Annotated in this window: 18 protein-coding genes and 5 tRNA genes; 6 read left to right on the top strand and 17 right to left on the bottom strand. The window is 53.5% G+C overall.

What is annotated here, in order from left to right; all coding sequences use genetic code 11:
- Positions 1–162 precede the first annotated feature (162 nt).
- From galT to gpmA, 5 genes are all read left to right on the top strand, one after another.
- Positions 163–1,212: a galactose-1-phosphate uridylyltransferase gene (galT, locus tag A6U95_RS25105; protein ID WP_065686452.1), complete on the top strand. Its 1,050-nt coding sequence runs from the start codon at positions 163–165 to the stop codon at positions 1,210–1,212.
- Positions 1,212–2,363, top strand: a complete 1,152-nt coding sequence (gene galK, locus A6U95_RS25100; protein ID WP_065686451.1) for a galactokinase — start codon at positions 1,212–1,214, stop codon at positions 2,361–2,363. Before galT ends, galK begins: the two co-directional genes overlap by 1 nt.
- Positions 2,357–3,400 carry a galactose-1-epimerase gene (galM, locus tag A6U95_RS25095; protein WP_065686450.1) on the top strand — a complete coding sequence of 348 codons (1,044 nt, stop codon included), beginning with the start codon at positions 2,357–2,359 and terminating at the stop codon, positions 3,398–3,400. The genes galK and galM overlap by 7 nt, the downstream gene beginning before the upstream one ends.
- A gap of 187 nt (positions 3,401–3,587) precedes the next feature.
- Positions 3,588–3,926: a PsiF family protein gene (locus A6U95_RS25090; RefSeq protein ID WP_024483131.1), complete on the top strand. Its 339-nt coding sequence runs from the start codon at positions 3,588–3,590 to the stop codon at positions 3,924–3,926.
- Between the two features lie 283 nt (positions 3,927–4,209).
- The gene (gene gpmA, locus A6U95_RS25085; RefSeq protein WP_024483132.1) at positions 4,210–4,962 is read left to right on the top strand and encodes a 2,3-diphosphoglycerate-dependent phosphoglycerate mutase; all 753 of its coding nucleotides are present in this window, start codon (positions 4,210–4,212) and stop codon (positions 4,960–4,962) included.
- 52 nt (positions 4,963–5,014) lie between these two features.
- Here the strand turns inward: gpmA and A6U95_RS25080 are convergent, their stop codons facing one another.
- From A6U95_RS25080 to aroG, 3 genes are all read right to left on the bottom strand, one after another.
- A complete protein-coding gene (locus A6U95_RS25080) occupies positions 5,015–6,049 on the bottom strand; it encodes a M48 family metallopeptidase (RefSeq protein ID WP_065686449.1) in 1,035 nt (344 codons plus the stop codon).
- A gap of 10 nt (positions 6,050–6,059) precedes the next feature.
- Positions 6,060–7,238: a DUF898 family protein gene (locus tag A6U95_RS25075; protein ID WP_065686448.1), complete on the bottom strand. Its 1,179-nt coding sequence runs from the start codon at positions 7,236–7,238 to the stop codon at positions 6,060–6,062.
- 367 nt (positions 7,239–7,605) lie between these two features.
- Positions 7,606–8,661 (bottom strand): 3-deoxy-7-phosphoheptulonate synthase AroG, encoded by a 1,056-nt coding sequence (gene aroG / locus A6U95_RS25070; RefSeq protein WP_065686447.1) that lies wholly within the window; start codon positions 8,659–8,661, stop codon positions 7,606–7,608.
- 208 nt (positions 8,662–8,869) lie between these two features.
- Here aroG and zitB point away from each other — a divergent pair, with 208 nt between their 5' ends.
- Positions 8,870–9,808 carry a CDF family zinc transporter ZitB gene (zitB, locus tag A6U95_RS25065; RefSeq protein WP_065686446.1) on the top strand — a complete coding sequence of 313 codons (939 nt, stop codon included), beginning with the start codon at positions 8,870–8,872 and terminating at the stop codon, positions 9,806–9,808.
- Between the two features lie 31 nt (positions 9,809–9,839).
- On the opposite strand, the gene pnuC is transcribed toward zitB, so the two are convergent.
- The 14 genes from pnuC to ybgC all read right to left on the bottom strand — a co-directional run bounded on the left by pnuC (position 9,840) and on the right by ybgC (position 18,651).
- The gene (gene pnuC, locus A6U95_RS25060; protein WP_065686445.1) at positions 9,840–10,565 is read right to left on the bottom strand and encodes a nicotinamide riboside transporter PnuC; all 726 of its coding nucleotides are present in this window, start codon (positions 10,563–10,565) and stop codon (positions 9,840–9,842) included.
- Between the two features lie 31 nt (positions 10,566–10,596).
- Positions 10,597–11,658, bottom strand: coding sequence for a quinolinate synthase NadA (gene nadA / locus A6U95_RS25055; protein ID WP_037375120.1), 1,062 nt, complete (start codon positions 11,656–11,658; stop codon positions 10,597–10,599).
- Between the two features lie 400 nt (positions 11,659–12,058).
- A tRNA-Lys gene (locus A6U95_RS25050) sits at positions 12,059–12,134 on the bottom strand.
- 78 nt (positions 12,135–12,212) lie between these two features.
- Positions 12,213–12,288, bottom strand: a tRNA-Lys gene (locus tag A6U95_RS25045).
- A gap of 167 nt (positions 12,289–12,455) precedes the next feature.
- Positions 12,456–12,531, bottom strand: a tRNA-Lys gene (locus A6U95_RS25040).
- A gap of 7 nt (positions 12,532–12,538) precedes the next feature.
- Positions 12,539–12,614, bottom strand: a tRNA-Val gene (locus A6U95_RS25035).
- A gap of 153 nt (positions 12,615–12,767) precedes the next feature.
- Positions 12,768–12,843: transfer RNA gene (locus tag A6U95_RS25030), tRNA-Lys, on the bottom strand.
- A 193-nt stretch (positions 12,844–13,036) separates the two neighbouring features.
- Positions 13,037–13,840 (bottom strand): cell division protein CpoB, encoded by an 804-nt coding sequence (cpoB, locus tag A6U95_RS25025; RefSeq protein WP_021805256.1) that lies wholly within the window; start codon positions 13,838–13,840, stop codon positions 13,037–13,039.
- 9 nt (positions 13,841–13,849) lie between these two features.
- On the bottom strand, positions 13,850–14,359 hold the full coding sequence (gene pal, locus A6U95_RS25020; RefSeq protein ID WP_065686444.1) for a peptidoglycan-associated lipoprotein Pal: 510 nt from the start codon (positions 14,357–14,359) through the stop codon (positions 13,850–13,852).
- A 47-nt stretch (positions 14,360–14,406) separates the two neighbouring features.
- A complete protein-coding gene (gene tolB / locus A6U95_RS25015; protein ID WP_065686443.1) occupies positions 14,407–15,699 on the bottom strand; it encodes a Tol-Pal system beta propeller repeat protein TolB in 1,293 nt (430 codons plus the stop codon).
- Positions 15,700–15,831: 132 nt separating this feature from the next.
- Positions 15,832–17,040, bottom strand: coding sequence for a cell envelope integrity protein TolA (gene tolA / locus A6U95_RS25010; RefSeq protein ID WP_037375210.1), 1,209 nt, complete (start codon positions 17,038–17,040; stop codon positions 15,832–15,834).
- A 78-nt stretch (positions 17,041–17,118) separates the two neighbouring features.
- The gene (tolR, locus tag A6U95_RS25005; RefSeq protein ID WP_024529347.1) at positions 17,119–17,547 is read right to left on the bottom strand and encodes a colicin uptake protein TolR; all 429 of its coding nucleotides are present in this window, start codon (positions 17,545–17,547) and stop codon (positions 17,119–17,121) included.
- Positions 17,548–17,563: 16 nt separating this feature from the next.
- The gene (tolQ, locus tag A6U95_RS25000) at positions 17,564–18,247 is read right to left on the bottom strand and encodes a Tol-Pal system protein TolQ (protein ID WP_024483139.1); all 684 of its coding nucleotides are present in this window, start codon (positions 18,245–18,247) and stop codon (positions 17,564–17,566) included.
- Positions 18,244–18,651: a tol-pal system-associated acyl-CoA thioesterase gene (ybgC, locus tag A6U95_RS24995; protein WP_021805263.1), complete on the bottom strand. Its 408-nt coding sequence runs from the start codon at positions 18,649–18,651 to the stop codon at positions 18,244–18,246. The genes tolQ and ybgC overlap by 4 nt, the downstream gene beginning before the upstream one ends.
- Positions 18,652–18,745 lie beyond the last annotated feature (94 nt).

Raw genomic sequence — 18,745 nt, 5'->3', positions numbered from 1 at the left:
CAATCGATGTAAGCGATTCCATTTTTCGCGCTAGATCACCTTTTTCTCACCGCGACCATGCTATCTTCTAGCCATTATTTTCCAAATGCACTCGGCTATAGTCGGTCACGCAGCAAGTGAAAGCGATTACAATTAGCCCCGTTGCGAGATAAAGGAAGCGCAATGCCTGATTTCAATCCTATCGATCATCCACATCGCCGTTTTAATCCCCTTACCGGGCAATGGGTGCTGGTATCTCCGCACCGGGCCAAACGCCCGTGGCAAGGCCAGCAGGAATCCCCCGCTCAGGAAACACTGCCAGCCCACGATCCTGACTGCTTCCTTTGCCCTGGCAACACGCGCGTGACTGGTGATAAAAACCCTGACTTTCCGGGCACCTACGTGTTCACCAATGATTTTGCCGCCCTGATGCAGGATACCCCGCAGGCGCCGGAAAGTGACGATCCACTGATGCGTTGCCAAAGCGCCCGTGGCACCAGCCGGGTGATCTGCTTCTCCCCCGACCACAGTAAAACGCTACCGCAGCTGACACTACCCGCGCTGGAACAGGTGATCGCCGCCTGGCAGGAACAGACCGCCGATCTGGGGCGCAGCTACCCCTGGGTGCAGGTGTTTGAAAATAAAGGGGCCGCGATGGGCTGTTCCAATCCTCACCCACACGGTCAGGTATGGGCCAACAGCTTCCTACCGAATGAAGCCGAACGAGAAGATCGCCTGCAGCAGGAGTATTTCAGCCAGCATCAGTCCGCCATGCTGGTGGACTATGCTCAGCGCGAGCAGGCCGACGGCAGCCGTACGGTGGTGGAAACCGAGCACTGGTTGGCGGTTGTTCCTTACTGGGCAGCCTGGCCGTTTGAAACGCTGCTGCTGCCAAAAGCGCCGGTACAACGACTGACCGAGCTTAGTGCAGCACAAAGCCGCGATCTGGCCATCGCGCTGAAGAAACTCACCAGCCGCTATGACAACCTGTTCCAATGCTCTTTCCCTTATTCCATGGGCTGGCACGGCGCACCCTTCAACCAGGCCGATAACCGCCACTGGCAACTGCATGCCCACTTCTATCCGCCGTTACTGCGCAGCGCCACGGTACGCAAATTTATGGTGGGTTATGAAATGCTGGCGGAAACCCAACGCGACCTGACCGCAGAACAAGCCGCTGAACGCCTGCGTGCGGTCAGTGATATCCATTACCGCGAAGCCGGAGTGAAATAATGAGTCTGAAGCAACTTACCCAAGCCCTGTTTACCGAACACTTTGGCTACGCACCCGCCCTGACGATCCAGGCGCCGGGCCGAGTCAATCTGATCGGTGAGCACACCGATTACAACGACGGCTTCGTCCTGCCCTGCGCCATTGATTATCAAACCGTGATCAGCGGGGCTCCACGTAACGATCGCCAGATCCGCGTATTGGCCGCCGATTACGAGAACCAGCAGGATCAGTTTTCCCTGGATGAACCGATCGTCAGCCACGCCAATCTGCGCTGGGCCGATTATGTACGCGGCGTGGTGAAACACCTGCAGACCCGCGATGCCAGTTTTGGCGGTGCCGATCTGGTGATCAGCGGCAACGTCCCGCAGGGCGCCGGGCTTAGCTCTTCAGCCTCACTGGAAGTGGCTGTCGGACAGGTGTTGCAGGCACTCTATCAACTGCCGCTGGACGGCGTAGCGCTGGCGCTGAATGGCCAGGAAGCGGAAAACCAGTTTGTCGGTTGCAACTGCGGCATTATGGATCAGCTGATTTCTGCGTTGGGCAAGAAAGATCACGCCCTGCTGATTGACTGCCGATCTCTGGAAACGCGCGCGGTGCCGATGCCAGCCGATGTCGCGGTGGTGATCATCAACTCCAACGTTAAACGCGGCCTGGTCGACAGCGAATACAACACCCGCCGGCAACAGTGCGAAGCGGCGGCTCGCTTCTTCGGCGTCAAGGCGCTGCGCGACGTCAGCCCGGATCTGTTTTTCCCGATCCTGCATGAGCTGGATCCGATCGTGGCCAAACGGGCGCGCCATGTGATCACCGAAAACGATCGCACCTTGGCCGCTGCCGATGCCTTGGCCGCTGGCAACCTGAAGCTGATGGGCAAACTGATGGCGGAATCGCACGCGTCGATGCGTGATGACTTTGCCATCACCGTGCCCCCTATCGATACGCTGGTAGAGATTGTTAAAGAGGTTATTGGCGAACGTGGCGGTGTGCGCATGACCGGAGGGGGCTTCGGGGGTTGCATCGTGGCCCTGATGCCGCAGGATCTGGTAGAGTCGGTACGTACGGCGGTTGCTCGCGAGTATCCACTGCGGACCAACGGCCTGCAAGAAACCTTCTACGTCTGCAAAGCTTCACAAGGATCCGGTCTATGCTGAGCGATAACTCCGCCGTTGCCCCAGACGGCCAGCCCTTTATTCTCACCACCCTGCGAAATGCCGCGGGAATGACGGTCACGTTTATGGATTGGGGCGCAACCTGGCTTTCCGCCGTGCTGCCCTTGAAATCAGGGGAACAACGTGAGCTGCTGCTGGGGTGCCAAACTCCGCAGGACTATCTGCACCAAGGGGCCTATCTGGGGGCCACGGTCGGGCGCTATGCCAACCGTATTGCACATGCCAGCCTGAACATCGCTGGCAAGCCACACCCGCTGATCGCCAATCAAGGGGAGCATCAACTGCACGGCGGGCCAAACGGCTTCCACGCTCGCCGCTGGCAGATTGTGAAGCAGGATGAGCAGCAGGTGATTTATCAGCTCCATTCGCCAGATGGCGACCAGGGCTTCCCTGGCAACCTCGACGTGACGCTGAGCTACCGGCTAACCGCCGATCACCGGCTGGAGATTGAGTATCAGGCACAGACCGATCGCGCCTGCCCGGTCAATCTGACCAACCATGCTTATTTCAATCTGGATGGCGCAGGCCACGACGCCCGACAACAGCGCTTGCAGCTGTTCGCCGACCGTTATCTGCCCGTGGACGGCGATGGCATTCCCAGTGCCGATCTGACGGCGGTTGCCGGTACCGGGATGGATTTCCGCCAGCCGAAAACCCTGCAGCAAGATTTATTGCGCGATCGCGATCAGCAACGGGTTAAGGGTTACGACCATGCTTACCTGTTGCACGATACCTGCCACGGATTGGCAAGCCCGGCGGCTCACCTGTGGTCTGCCGATGGCAAGGTTGCGATGACGGTGTTCACCACCGCGCCAGCACTCCAGCTTTACAGCGGTAATTATCTGGGTGGCACACCGGCACGCGACGGCGGTAGTTACCAAAATTATGCAGGCGTGGCGCTGGAAAGCGAGTTCCTGCCGGACAGCCCGAACCACCCCGAATGGCCACAGCCGGATTGTTGGCTACAGCCTGGTCAGCGTTATCAGAGCGCAACGCACTATCAGCTTATTCCTATCTGAGCCGCCACGCCCCTTGTCATGCGGTAAGGGGCGTGATTGTTATAATTGCTTACATTGCACCCCCAAGCCGTTACCTTTCCTTATTGCCAACCCCGCACTAGAATCAGGCTACCGTGGTATGCACAAGCCCGTGAGTGATATCACAATTTTCGGCCTGTTGGCCGTTCAATAGCTGAAGGAACACCTAATGCGTCTGATCACTGCACTTCCATTACTGGCAGGTTTACTGCTGAGCACCAACCTGATGGCTGCCGACACCGCAGCAAAAACGCCTTCTCCGGCGCAGGCTGCCCAGCAAAAACGCATGACCGATTGTAATCAACAGGCTACCACCCAATCGCTGAAAGGTTCTGACCGCACCACCTTCATGAGCACCTGCCTGAAGGCCGAAGGCCACCATACCGAGAAGGCCCTGACGCCACAGCAGCAGAAGATGAAAGACTGTAATGCCGACGCTGCTAAAAAGAGCCTGAAAGGTGACGAGCGCAAAACCTTTATGAGTAGCTGCCTGAAAAAAACCGCCTGATCGCCTTAACGCTGTGGCGCGAGTGAATAGCTCTCATTCGCGCCCTTCGACCAGCCTGAACGATTCAGCTTTTTCCTTTGCGCCCCTCTTACCTTGCAGCCAAAAATTGGCTATGGTTAACACTATGCCCAGTGGCAGTAAGGGTTAGACAATGTCGCGCGTCGTACGAAACCCTCGACTTTTAGTGGATATATTCACGGGTATATCGATTGCCGAGTGAGTAGCAGCGGAATATAATGATATTCGTTATCATTAAACCTTCAGATTATTAAGGAGTTAAGCTATGGCTGTAACTAAGCTGGTTCTGGTGCGCCACGGCGAAAGCCAGTGGAACAACGAAAACCGCTTCACCGGTTGGTATGATGTCGATCTGTCCGACAAAGGCCGTACCGAAGCAAAAGCAGCGGGCAAGCTGTTGAAAGACGAAGGGTTCTCTTTCGATTTCGCTTACACCTCCGTACTGAAGCGTGCTATCCACACTCTGTGGAACATTCTGGACGAGTTGGACCAGGCCTGGCTGCCTACCGAAAAGTCCTGGAAGCTGAACGAACGCCATTATGGCGCGCTGCAGGGTCTGAACAAGGCTGAAACCGCAGAAAAATACGGTGACGAGCAGGTCAAACAATGGCGCCGCGGCTTCGCAGTCACTCCACCAGAGCTGACCAAGGAAGATGAGCGCTACCCGGGCCACGATCCGCGTTATTCAGCGCTGAGCGATAAAGAGTTGCCGCTGACCGAAAGCCTGGCGTTGACCATCGATCGCGTTATCCCTTACTGGGACGAAGAGATCCTGCCACGCATCAAGAGCGGCGAGCGCGTGATCGTCGCGGCTCACGGTAACTCCCTGCGTGCGCTGGTGAAATATCTGGATAACCTGAGCGAAGACGAAATCCTCGAGCTGAACATCCCAACCGGCGTGCCGTTGGTGTATGAGTTCGATGAGAACTTCAAGCCAATCAAACGTTACTACCTGGGTAATGCCGATGAGATCGCAGCCAAAGCTGCGGCCGTCGCCAACCAAGGTAAAGCGAAGTAAGTTTTCGCCCCTGAAAAGCAACAAGCCCCCGGTGTTGAGCCGGGGGCTTTTTTTATTGCTCTTTGATCCTGGCCGCTTCGATAGCCTGCAAACGCGCCTGCATCTCTGGATGGGTGCTTAACCATTCCGGCACTTCTAGTGCCACGGTTGACGTGCTTGCCGCCTGTTGCAATGCGCGGTAAAGATCTTCCATCGCCAATAACGAACGCCCCTGGCGCTGCATTTCTGCGATTGCCCAGTCGTCCGCCTCACTTTCCACGCTGCGTGAGAACTGCATTTCATGCACAAATGAGGCTGATTGCAGCAAGGTATCGCCGATGCCGCTGACATCACCTGTCATCCACATAAACGTCAGTGCCACCAGGGATGAACGCACCACCATGCGCATGGGATGACGGTAAGCATGATGCCCCATTTCATGGAGCATCACCGCGGCCAGGCCGTCGTCATTGGTTGCCAACTTGGCCAGATCGTCGGTGATCACCAAAGTCCCGTCAGGTAACATGAACGCATTGGCAACCTCTGGCACCGCCAGCAATTTCAACTTGAGCGGAGTGCGCTCTTGCCGCATCTGCTCCGGCATCACCTGTAAGAACAGCTTCTGTATCGCTTGCTGTTTCTCAGCGGGCAATTGCGATGGCTTGAAGCCACTGGTTTGCAGGAAATCGAGCGTATGCTTACCCAGCTTCTGTTCGGCCACAGTAGGAATGCGCATGGCGATTTCACTGCTCACCCAAGGGAGTAGCAGGAAAACATAGGCCAGGGTCAACAGAACGGTTAGCAACAACGTCAGCAACACGCCACGCTTATATCGCTCTAAGCGGTGCACCAGCCCCGGTGAACGGCGTTGATAAAACCACTGGCGGAATGACGCATCATCGGCAGGCACAAACCGGCCACCGTCTGGGAAGGTCAGGGTCAGCGGAATGCGGCCCAATGACTCGGAAACGGTAATTTGCGCTAAAGAAAAATAGCGATGTTCGCCATCATATTGCAGCGTTACTCCATCGCCCATATCGTTTAACAGCAGCCGGGCCGCCTGTTGGGCGGCCCGGCCAGGGCACTGATAGTGTCCTTCAAGGATCATCAGTCTTTACTCAAAAACTGGTGCCCAGATCGAGCGCCTGTACGGCTTCTTCAGCGATAGCGGTATTAGCCGTATCGTGATGAGCCTGTACCGACAACAGCGACAGATCGCCTTCAACCTGAGTTGACTCAGCAATATAGCGAGCATGGCGTACGTGGGCCACCGGAGCTGCAAGGCCCAATGAGAAGACGGTGATCAGGCTGTTGGTGATCAACAGTCCCATATACGGCAGAGTCTGCATGGAAGAACGCAGTTTAACCTCACCTTGCAAGGTGGTTTGGTTAAACACGTAGTTACGCTGAGCGACAACCATATAACTGCTGGAAACCATCACACCTAGCAATAGCACCAACATCATCATGAACAGGCTACCAATATTACTTGCCATCTGGGCTTGCAACATTGCATCGGACATACCGCCAAACAGCGCCATTTGGAATAAGCTGACAAAGAACGAGCCAACCAATACCAAGGCGATGACCAAGAATGGCAAGAAGATCAGCAGGCTGAACAGTGCAATCTTAATGAACTCCGCTTTCTTGAATTGGGCGACAAATGGTGAAGTGCCAAAACGCAGGTTGTTCACATACAGATCATGTTGCAGGGTAGCCAGGATTCCATTGATCGCGGCCAGCATCGGCACAAACAGGATGACCGTAATCGCTGCCAGCACAACGATCGCAGTTGGGCTGCCCAAACTGCTGCCAATCACACCCAATACGATCATAACCGCATACAAGCCAATCACTAGCAGTATCGGGCAGAACAGTAATACCCAGTAGGCGCGCCCGGTTTGGCATAAGTAATTGAAGCGAACACCACGATAGCTAGACATAATAGCGTTATAACGCCAGCTACGGATAATAATCCAAGGGATCAGCGCAAGGAGTGCCAGCATGGCAATCATGCCAAGAAATGGGTTGATAAATAGAAGAATATAGAACAGGATCACGGCGCCGATCACCAGCAGACGGCCCTTGAGGATTTGCATTGGCTGCGCGTGGTAATCAAAGCGGTCGCCATTCAGTTCGGTATTGCCATAAAAATAACGACGGCGACGCACCGTTGCCCAAGCTGAGTATATTCCCAACGTAATAGCCGTCAGTAATATGTTAACCAGCCAGATTGCGAAATACTCCCCACCCGTACCACGAAAATAAATTTGATGCCGAGAACTATTGTTTTCCATCAGCTATTCATCCTGAAATTAAAGTCATTCACCATCATGCCCTTATTTTTAGATTGGGTATTTTGGTTGTAAAAAACGCATCATCATAATCATACCGCGCGTCAAGAGCAAATTGTGTTTAAGTAGTAACAGTTGCGCGAGATGAAAAGCAGCGGTGGGCCAAATAAGATGTTTCCTGGAAATAAAAGTATGGCCGGCAACACCAACTTATTATCATCAGAAAAGGCCCAGCAGAACGAGGAAAGCTCTACGAAATTAGTATAATGTCAGATTTTATTCTGGTGTTATTGTTGCAGGAGTCAATTCTTAAAATAACCCTAAGGGTTGGGCCCCACAGCACTACTGCAGGGCCACAAACACGGGTAGCTTATCGGCTACGGCGCGCCTTCACCGCTGCGGCCAGATCGCGCAGTACGGTTTCGGTATCTTCCCAGCCAATACAGGCATCGGTCACGCTTTTGCCGTAAACCAGCGGCTCGCCGCTTTCCAGGTTTTGATTTCCTTCCACCAGGTGGCTTTCGATCATCACCCCGATAATGGCTTTTTCACCACCACGCAGTTGCTGGCAAACGTCCGCGTTCACCTCAAGCTGTTTTTTAAACTGCTTGCTGCTGTTGGCGTGGCTGAAGTCGATCATCACCTGTGCAGGCAGGCCCGCTTTGGCCAACCCCTCTTTCACTTCTTTCACATGGGCAGCACTGTAGTTTGGCTCTTTGCCGCCACGCAGAATAATGTGGCAATCACCATTGCCGCTGGTGTTAACAATCGCGGAATGACCCCACTTGGTGACGGACAGGAAACAATGCGGTGCGCCAGCGGCATTGATAGCATCGATCGCCACCTTGATGGTACCGTCGGTGCCGTTTTTGAAGCCCACCGGGCAAGACAGGCCAGAGGCCAGTTCACGATGCACCTGGGATTCCGTGGTGCGTGCGCCGATCGCTCCCCAGCTCATCAAATCTGCCAAGTATTGTGGAGTGATCATATCAAGGAACTCGCCTGCAGCAGGCAAACCGCCGTCATTGATATCCAACAGCAGCTTACGCGCCAGGCGCAGGCCTTCGTTAATCTGGAAGCTGTTATCCATCTGCGGATCGTTGATCAGCCCTTTCCAGCCAACGGTGGTACGTGGCTTTTCGAAATAGACCCGCATCACCACTTCCAGCTCACCGTTGAGCTCCTGGCGCAGGGTCATCAGGCGCGCAGCATACTCTTTCGCCGCTTTGGTATCGTGAATGGAACAAGGCCCAATCACCACCAACAGGCGATCGTCATTGCCACGCAGGATGTTGTGGATCGATTGGCGAGCCTGTGACACCGTCTCTGCTGCCTGAGCCGAAGCCGGAAACTTTTCCAACAGGGCCACCGGCGGCAGGAGTTCCTTGATTTCTTTAATACGTAAGTCGTCGTTTTGGTAATTCATCACTTTTCCATTCGGTATCGGGTGTATCGCACAGCGCGTAGAGTAGATTTTACCAATCTAGCCTGTGAGGCTGGCGCTGTAAATCACCTTTAGATCCCATAATTACCATCGGCAAATATTCAGCTCTCTAGCAAGGCCACCTATAATGAGCTAAGTAACGGCCAAACTTAGACTTTGGCACCCGACAAATTTTGCAAAAGGATAAGTAATGTCTGGAGCTTCTCATGTCCATCAGCCTAAAGACGGCAACAGTAAGCGCCTACTAGCCGCATTTTTAGTCACTACCCTCTTCATGGTTGTCGAGGCCGTGGGCGGATTACTTTCTGGCTCACTGGCGCTGCTGGCAGACGCCGGGCATATGCTGACGGATTCCGCCGCCCTGCTCGTCGCGCTGATGGCGGTGCACTTCTCACAGCGTAAACCCAACGCCCGCCATACTTTTGGCTATCTGCGCCTGACCACGTTGGCCGCCTTTATCAATGCTGCCGCATTACTGCTGATCGTCGTATTCATCCTGTGGGAGGCCGTACGGCGTTTCTTCGAACCACAGCCAGTGATGGGTACCCCAATGCTGGTGATCGCCGTAGCGGGTCTGCTGGCTAACCTGTTCGCCTTCTGGCTGCTGCACCGTGGCAATGAAGAGAAAAATATCAACGTACGTGCCGCCGCCCTACATGTTCTTGGCGACCTACTCGGCTCAGTCGGTGCGATCGCAGCAGCCATCATCATTCTCACTACCGGCTGGACCCCCATCGATCCGATACTCTCGGTCCTGGTTTCCTGCCTGGTGTTGCGCAGCGCCTGGCGCCTGCTGAAGGAGAGTTTCCATGAACTGCTGGAGGGAACGCCACAGGAAGTAGATATCACTAAACTGCAAAAGGATCTGTGCCTGAATATTCCGGAAGTGCGTAACATCCATCATGTGCATGTCTGGCAGATTGGCGAACAAAGGCTGATGACGCTCCACGCCCAGGTGATCCCACCCCACGATCATGACGGGCTATTACGCCGCATCCAGGCCTATTTGCTGGAGCATTACCAGATTGGCCATGCGACGATCCAGATGGAGTACCAGCATTGTGATACCCCTGACTGCGGCATTGCGAGTGACCACTCACACTCCAATCATCTGGGGCATCATCATTAACATCCAGGGGCGCTTGTTACGCCCCTGGGTACTAAGGTGCTGAAGAAAGCGGTTGGGAGTGATTCTTCGAGGCACTGCGTATCCATAGCCAAGAGCCATTGAGAGCAATCAGCGTCAAGATGACGTATTCCAGCGCCATGGCATATACGCCCTGGTAAGCAAAGATCGCCACGCTGATCACATCAATCACTACCCATAGCAGCCAGTTTTCAACGTACTTGCGCGTCATCAGGATCATGGCGACGATAGACAGCACCATCATGGCGGAATCCCAGAACGGGAACGCGTCCGGTTGCAGTTCTGGCATCTGTACGTTAAGACCCAACCCCTGCATGACCGCCACCGCAATTTGTGTCAGGTAGGCAAATACCCGGTCGATATTAAACGTCATCAACGCGATACCAACCACGCACACCGCCCCCCATGCCAATGCTTTAGGCAGTGGCAACCAACGGATCTTCAATTCGGCCTGATTATCCTGCGTCTGGCGGCTCCAGGCATACCAGCCGTATATATTGGCCACGAAGAAAAACAGTTGCAGCAACAGGCTGGCGTAGAGTTGGATCTGAAAGAAGATCACCGCAAACAGCGTGACGTTGATCAGGCCAAACAGGTAGTTGATGATTTTCTCTTTGCTGGCATACCAGATACAGAGTAAACCAAACAGCGTGCCGATGGCCTCAATCCACGACAGGTCATAACCCCCTGCACCAATCGGAATGTGGACCAGAATGTTGCCGGTGCTGAAAAAGCTCATATGTCTTCCTTATAAAAACGTCAGCCTGGATTCAGGCGTTGCCTTTAACCTGCATTTTCAACTGCGCTGCAAAGTCCAGCATGCGGTTGAGCGGAATAAGCGCCTGATCACGCAGTGCGCCATCAACAAAAATCTCATGCTGTGAACCCCCTTGTTCCAGCCCTTCGGCAATAGCCTTCAGGCCGTTCATCGCCATCCATGGGCAGTGGGCGCAACTACGACAGGTGGCACCCTCACCGGCAGTAGGGGCTTCAAACAGTTCTTTATCCGGACAAGCTTGCTGCATCTTGTAGAAGATACCGCGATCGGTGGCCACGATCAGTTGCCGGTTAGGCAAGGTTACCGCCGCCTGGATCAGTTGGCTGGTCGAACCGACGGCATCAGCCAGATCGACGATCGCCTGCGGTGACTCTGGATGCACCAGTATCGCGGCCTCCGGATATAGGGCTTTCATACGTATCAGCGCCTGGGTTTTAAACTCGTCATGGACGATGCAGGCCCCTTGCCAGCACAGCACGTCTGCGCCGGTCTGTTTCTGCACATAGTTACCCAGATGGCGATCCGGCGCCCAGATGATTTTCTCCCCCAGGCTATCGAGATGTTCAATCAGCTCAACGGCAATGCTGGAAGTGACCACCCAATCGGCACGCGCTTTGACGGCTGCTGAGGTGTTGGCGTAAACCACCACTGTCCGATCAGGATGGCTGTCGCAGAATGCGGCAAACTCCGCCTCGGGACAACCGAGGTCCAGAGAGCACTCGGCATGCAGCGTTGGCATCAACACCTGTTTTTCTGGGCTAAGGATTTTGGCCGTCTCCCCCATAAAACGCACGCCAGCAACCAGCAGTGTCGACGCAGGATGTTGGCTACCGAAACGTGCCATCTCCAGTGAATCGGCGACGCAACCGCCCGTCTCTTCGGCCAGTGCCTGGATTTCCGGATCAGTGTAGTAATGAGCCACCAGGACCGCATCACGCTGCTTGAGCAAGGTTTTGATCTTCTGCCGATAAAAAGCCTTTTCTGCGACGTCTAACGGCACCGGTTTCGGCGGGAATGGGTATATCGCCGCATTGACATCAAACATTTCACTCATCACTGTTATCTCTATGCTAGGCTGTGGGTCTGCTTTTAGGCCGTATCCTGCCGCTTGCTCAACCACCTCGTTTTATATACTAAACAAAATACCTAATTTTTAGCTAAAAGTCGCTGAACATTTCTTGATATGGGCAGATTTGTTTAATGGGCTGAAATTTTGGTTGAAATGAAGGGGAGAGATTGGATACAAACTTATGAATTGGGTGAGATTGTAATCGATAAGTTCAAAGGCAAGGTTAGGGAGGACTATGAGCGAGACGCGATGGGTCTGGCAGGATGACCGGCTGCCGCCGTTGTCTCGCAAGCGAGACTCGAACCTGAACGCAGGATCTCACCCGCACGACTGGTGCAATATGGTGCGCTGGAGTTTGGAATTTAGTACTTTGGAATTTTTAAGATGGTGGGTCGTGCAGGATTCGAACCTGCGACCAATTGATTAAAAGTCAACTGCTCTACCAACTGAGCTAACGACCCACTGATGTGGTTTACTGCTTAACCGCGTTAGCAACGAGAGGGGGCTCGGCTGCAATTCTTTACCAATTCATCAAGAATTGGTGGGTCGTGCAGGATTCGAACCTGCGACCAATTGATTAAAAGTCAACTGCTCTACCAACTGAGCTAACGACCCACTGACGTGGTTTACTTCTTAATACGAGAGCAACGAGGAAGGACTCGACTGCACATAATGGTGGTTCTGGCAGGATTAACGGCTATTACCGTTGTCTTGCTTCGCTCGGCTCGAACCTTTAACGGTTCTCATCCTCACGATTCTAGCTTTACCAACCCATTAAGAATTGGTGGGTCGTGCAGGATTCGAACCTGCGACCAATTGATTAAAAGTCAACTGCTCTACCAACTGAGCTAACGACCCACTGTCGTGGTGGGTGATGACGGGCTCGAACCGCCGACCCCCTCCGTGTAAAGGAGATGCTCTACCAACTGAGCTAATCACCCACTGTCGTGGTTACTGCTCCACTCTTTACCAATTCACTATGAATTGGTGGGTCGTGCAGGATTAGCGGCCATGCCGTGGTCTCCCTACGGTCGGCTCGAACCTTTGACGGTTCTCATCCTTCACGATTCCAGCTTTACCAACCCATTAAGAATTGGTGGGTCGTGCAGGATTCGAACCTGCGACCAATTGATTAAAAGTCAACTGCTCTACCAACTGAGCTAACGACCCACTGTCGTGGTTTACTACTAATTTCCTAGCTGCTTTAACATCTTGCAAGTTGTCTTGGCAACGGCGGCATATATTACTAATTTATCTCAGCAGCGCAACCTAAATTTTGGCGCAATAGGTTCAACTGCTTGTTCTTCACGCGAATGAGCCCAGAATTCGGTCAAATCGACTAACTTCTGGGCTCAGTTTTTACTTACAAACTCGCTTCGCGTTTCTTGGCCTGCTTGGCCGCATCGCTGGTCGGGTACGATTTGATCACCTGCTGGTAAACGGCTTTGGCTTTATCAGCCTGCCCTTTTTCCTGCATGATCACCCCAACTTTATACATTGCGTCCGGCGCCTTGGGTGATTTTGGGTAACTCTTAACCACCACTGCATAATAGTATGCCGCGTCTTCCTTCTTACCCTTGTTGTAGTACAACTGGCCCAGCCAATAGTTGGCATTAGGCAGGTAAGTGGATTTCGGATACTGCTTTATGAAAGCCTGAAAAGCGGAGATCGCCTGGTCATACTGCTTTTTTTCCAGCGCCAGTGAAACAGCGGCGTTGTAGTCGCTGTTTTCATCGCCCGTACTAGCCGCAGCGGCTGTCGCACCCGCAGGAGCGCTGCCAGCGCCGTCAGAGGACGCCGCGGCGGCTGTACCACCTGCGGCCCCTGCTGCTGCACCAGCGGAATTCTGTGCGCCACCCTGGCTAAGGCTATCCATCTGTTGATAGATCTGTTTCTGGCGTTCAACCACCTGATTCAACTGATACTGACTTTCCTGGATCTGCCCACGGAGCGTATCGATATCGCGTTGGTTGTCAGAGAGTTGTTGCTGGAGTTGGTTCAAAAGCTGGCCCTGAGCATTACTGATACGCTCAAGTGATGTGACACGGTCTTCGACCGAGCCGGACCCGACATTACTGATTGGCGCTTGGGCAGTAGCGGCCCATGGGACCGCTACGCCAACCAGTAACGCCAGACTCAACAGGTGACGTCTGAAGTTACTGTTCATGCGATTCTCTTAGTAAACCAGAACGGCACGACGGTTTTTAGCATAGGCTGCTTCGTCGTGGCCCAGTACTGCTGGTTTTTCTTTACCGTAAGAAACGATAGAGATTTGGTCAGCAGAAACGCCTTTGCCTTGCAGGTACATTTTAACTGCGTTAGCACGACGCTCACCCAGAGCGATGTTGTATTCTGGCGTGCCACGCTCATCCGTATGACCTTCAACAGTCACTTTGTAGGATGGGTTGTTACGCAGGAAAGCAGCATGCGCATCCAGCATCTGAGCGAACTCAGAGCTGACGTCATATTTGTCCAGGCCGAAGTAAACAATGTTGTTACGTTGCAGTTCTTGCATCTGCAGACGTGCTTGTTCTTCAGAAGACAGGTTGCTGCTGCCGTTTTCTGTACCAGTGCCAGCGCCCATACCGGATTGATCGTTATTCGCGCTTTTGTTAGAACTACAAGCTGCTACAGCCAGAACTGGCAGTGCCAGCAGAAGCCCTTTCAGCACTTTGTTCAGTTGCATTTCTTTGATCCTTTTATAGTTTTTGCCATACATATTTTAAACATGCATCACAGATACGGCGACCAGGAAGGGGATTTTACCTGTCCATCAGTTGCCGGAAGACGCGCTTTGAAGCGCCCATCAGTCGATACCAACTGCAGCACGGAGCCCATACCTTGCGTGGAGCTATAGATCACCATGGTGCCGTTTGGTGCGATACTAGGCGATTCATCCAGGAACGTGTCCGTTAATACTTGAACGGCTCCCGATCCGAGATCTTGTTTGGCGATATGCTGAGCCCCATTATTGGAGCTTACCATCACCAGGAATTTACCATCAGAACTCACAGTGGCATTCTGATTCTGGGCACCTTCCCAGGTCAGACGTTGTGATGCACCACCATTGGCACTGATTTTATAAATCTGAGGACGCCCGCCCTGGTCAGAGGTAAAGGCCAGAGACTGGCTGTCCGGGAACCAGGAAGGTTCGGTATTATTGTTGCGACCATCGGTAATCTGAGAGATCTGGCCAGAAGCCAGATTCATCACATACAGGTTCATGCTACCGCTTTTAGACAAGGCGAAAGCCAAACGAGTACCGTCTGGAGAGAAGGAAGGCGCACCATTGTGACGTGGGAATGAAGCCACCTGACGGATTGCACCATCAGACAGATTCTGGATCACCAGCGCTGATTTACCGCTCTCAAAAGTCACGTAGGCCAGTTTGCTGCCATCCGGCGACCAGGCTGGTGACATCAGTGGCTCTGGTGAACGATGTACTGGAACCTGGTTATAGCCGTCGTAATCCGATACGCGCAGTTCGTACGGGAATTTCCCGCCGTTGGTCTGCACCACGTAAGCGATGCGGGTACGGAACGCGCCCTTGATGCCGGTCAGCTTCTCAAATACGCCATCACTGGCGGTATGAGCCGCATAACGCAGCCACTGTTTGGTCACTTTAAACTGGTTTTGGGCCAATATTGTGCCAGGAGAACCTGAAGTATCGACCAGTTGGTAGGAAACCAGATAGCTGCCGTCGGCACCAGGTTGAACCTGACCAACCACTACGGCGTCGATGCCCAGCGCAGTCCAGGCCGCCGGCGTCACTTCAGACGCGGTGGTTGGCTGCTGTGGCATACGTGCCACATCAATCGGGTTGAATTTGCCACTGTTACGGAGATCTGCGCCAACGATCTGGCCAACATCTTCCGGAGGCGTGCCTGGACCCGCCCATTTAAAAGGCACCACGCCAATCGGGCGAGCAGAGTCGACCCCTTGGGTGATTTCAATGCGAACTTCCGCGTGCAGCACGGATGCCCACAGAACAATAAGACCTAACGCTACTCGAAATGCCTGCTTCATCTCATCTCCCTTATCCAGACGGTATGCCTGCGATAATTTAGCAGAATTTTAACAAACCAACGCCAACAACACTACATATTCCCTGTTGGTTACCTTGGTACATCCATGCGTTTAACTTAGCTATAACAACAGTTATTGCGGCTTGAATTCAAGTATAGAACTCTTAAATTGCTGATAAACTGCATCACTTGGCGGTTTAGGAATACGCGCCTGTTTTGCAGCTGCAACAGCAGCCTGACACAAGGCAGGATCGCCCCCCACAGCTTCCACCTCATACATAAAGCCATCAGGTCTTAGCTTAATACGCAAATCACAGGTTTTGCCCACATACAAACCAGCATCATAGAACTTGCTCTTGATAGCGGCCTGAATCTGGCTCTTATAACCACTGATATCCGCTCCACTTGCCCCTGCAGTTTTGGCATTACCCTCACCTTGCGCCTTGGCTGCGTCACCTTTAGCCTTGGCACCGCCACCTTTCGGCGCGTTTTTACCATCGGCCAAGCTACCGAATAAGTCATCTACATCAGCAGACTGTTTGGCAGCTTCAGCAGCGGCCTTCTTCTTGGCATCTGCGGCTTTCTTGGCGGCAGCAGCCTTCTCAGCAGCGGCGGCTTTTTTCGCTTCTTCTGCGGCAGCTTTTTTCTCAGCGTCGGCAGCGGCTTTCTTCTCTGCAGCCTCAGCTGCTTTCTGTTCAGCGGCCGCGGCGGCTTCTTTCTTCGCCTCTTCCGCCTGCTTTTTAGCAGCGGCGGCAGCGGCAGCTTCTTTCTTGGCTTCCGCTTCAGCTTTCTTCTGCGCGTCTGCCTGCGCCTTGGCTATTTTATCCGCCTCGGCTTTAGCTTTCGCCGCAGCTTGCTCGGCTGCCTTCTGTTGTTCTTTGGCCTTCGCCGCAGCGGCTTCTGCTGCTTTTTGCTGCTCAGCGGCCTGCTGTTGCTGCTCAGCGGCTTTCTTCTGCTGTTCGGCCTGTGCCTTGGCGTCCTGCGCGGCTTTTTCCTGCGCGGCCAAACGCTCTTGTTCCAGTTCTTTCAGGCGCTGCTGTTCCGCCGCCTGCTTCTGCTGCAGCTCTTCAGCCTGCTGCTCCGCCTTCTTCTGGCGCTGCTTTTCTGCACGCTGTGCATCGCTGCTCTGTTGCTGCTGGCGGTTGTACTGCTCTACCACCGCCCCTGGATCGACCATCACGGCCCCGACCACGGAACCATCACCGCCGCCGCCTGCACTACTCATTTCAGTATTTTCGTACAGCGAACCCCAAATCAACAGGGCAATCAATAGAATGTGCAGAACCACCGAAACAATCACGGAACGGTTCAGCTTATCATTTTGCTCAGTTGCCTTTACCAAAATAGAATCCCAAAAACTGCTGCTTAAACGGGGTTCCTGCACCACAGTGCAGGAACCGGGTTGCCACTGACCTTACGGTTAGATTGGCTGGGTCATTAACCCTACGGAAGCGACACCCGCCTGATGCAGAATATTCAATGCCTTGATAATCTCATCGTACGGTACTTCCTTGGCCCCACCGATCAAAAACACCGTCTTCGGATTAGCTGCCAGACGCGACTTGGCTTCGGCCGCCACCTGCTCAGGCGGCAACAGCTCCATACGGTTGTGATCAACCACCAGGGTGTACTGACCTACGCCGGAAACTTCCAGGATCACCGGTGGATTATCGTCGCTGGACACCGTCTTGGAATCGGTGGCATCAGGCAAATCAACTTCAACGCTTTGGGTAATGATTGGCGCGGTTGCCATAAAGATCAGCAACAGCACCAACAAGACGTCCAGCAGCGGAACAATGTTGATTTCCGACTTCAGCTCACGCTTGTTACGACCACGAACTTTCGCCATGCTACCCTCCTACTTCCTATTTGCTGTCGCTGGAGAAGGCCTGACGATGCAGAATAGCGGTGAACTCTTCCATAAAGTTGTCGTAATTCTGCTCAAGCTTGTTAACGCGCTGGTTTAGGCGGTTATAGGCCATAACGGCAGGGATCGCGGCAAACAGACCGATGGCCGTGGCGATCAACGCTTCGGCGATACCCGGAGCTACCATCTGCAAGGTGGCTTGTTTTACCGCGCCCAGGGCGATAAAGGCGTGCATGATCCCCCAAACGGTACCAAACAGGCCGATATACGGGCTGATGGATCCCACGGTGCCGAGGAAAGGAATATGGTTTTCCAGCGTTTCCAGCTCACGATTCATCGAAATACGCATCGCACGCGTTGCCCCTTCGATCACCGACTCCGGCGCATGGCTGTTAGCGCGGTGCAAACGGGCAAACTCTTTGAAACCGGAATGGAAAATCTGCTCTGAGCCAGTCAGGCTATCGCGACGCGCCTGGCTTTCCTGATACAGACGGGAAAGCTCGATACCAGACCAGAATTTGTCTTCGAAGGCTTCGGCGTCGCGAGTGGCCGCATTGAGGATGCGGGTCCGCTGGATGATAATCGCCCAAGAAGCCACTGAAAAGCATATCAAAATCAGCATGATAAACTTGACCAGCAGGCTCGCCTTCAAGAATAGATCTAGGATGTTCATGTCAGTCACTGCTTAAACTCCGCGACAATAGACTTAGGAAGCGCTATCGGCTTCATTTGGTGTGGATCAATGCATGCAATCAATACATCGGCCTGACTCAAGAGAGTACCGTCAGAATTAACAATGCGTTGAGCAAACGTAAGAGAAGCCCCGCGTATTGAGGTGATTTTGCTCTGCACTTCCAGCAGATCGTCAAGACGAGCTGGTGACAGATAATCCACCGTCATACGCCGGACAGCGAAAGCGACATGTTCTTCACTGAGCAGCTGCTGTTGATGAAAGTTATGTTGACGCAGCATCTCGGTGCGCGCTCTTTCATAAAAAGCGACGTAACGGGCATGGTAGACCACACCACCGGCATCGGTGTCTTCAAAGTAAACACGAACCGGCCATCGAAACAACTTATTACTCACGAGACTTCCAAACCAAGGCAATTGAACGCTTGCTACTATACGCAAGACGGATCGGGTTGGGAATGGGTTACTGAATGGGAATGAAAATAATTAT

It is taken from the genome of Serratia sp. 14-2641 (assembly GCF_001692375.1).
Taxonomy (GTDB): Bacteria; Pseudomonadota; Gammaproteobacteria; order Enterobacterales; family Enterobacteriaceae; genus Chania; species Chania fonticola_C.
The sequence above is the reverse complement of the archived record's forward strand: the minus strand, read 5'-3'. Positions and strand labels throughout refer to the sequence as shown.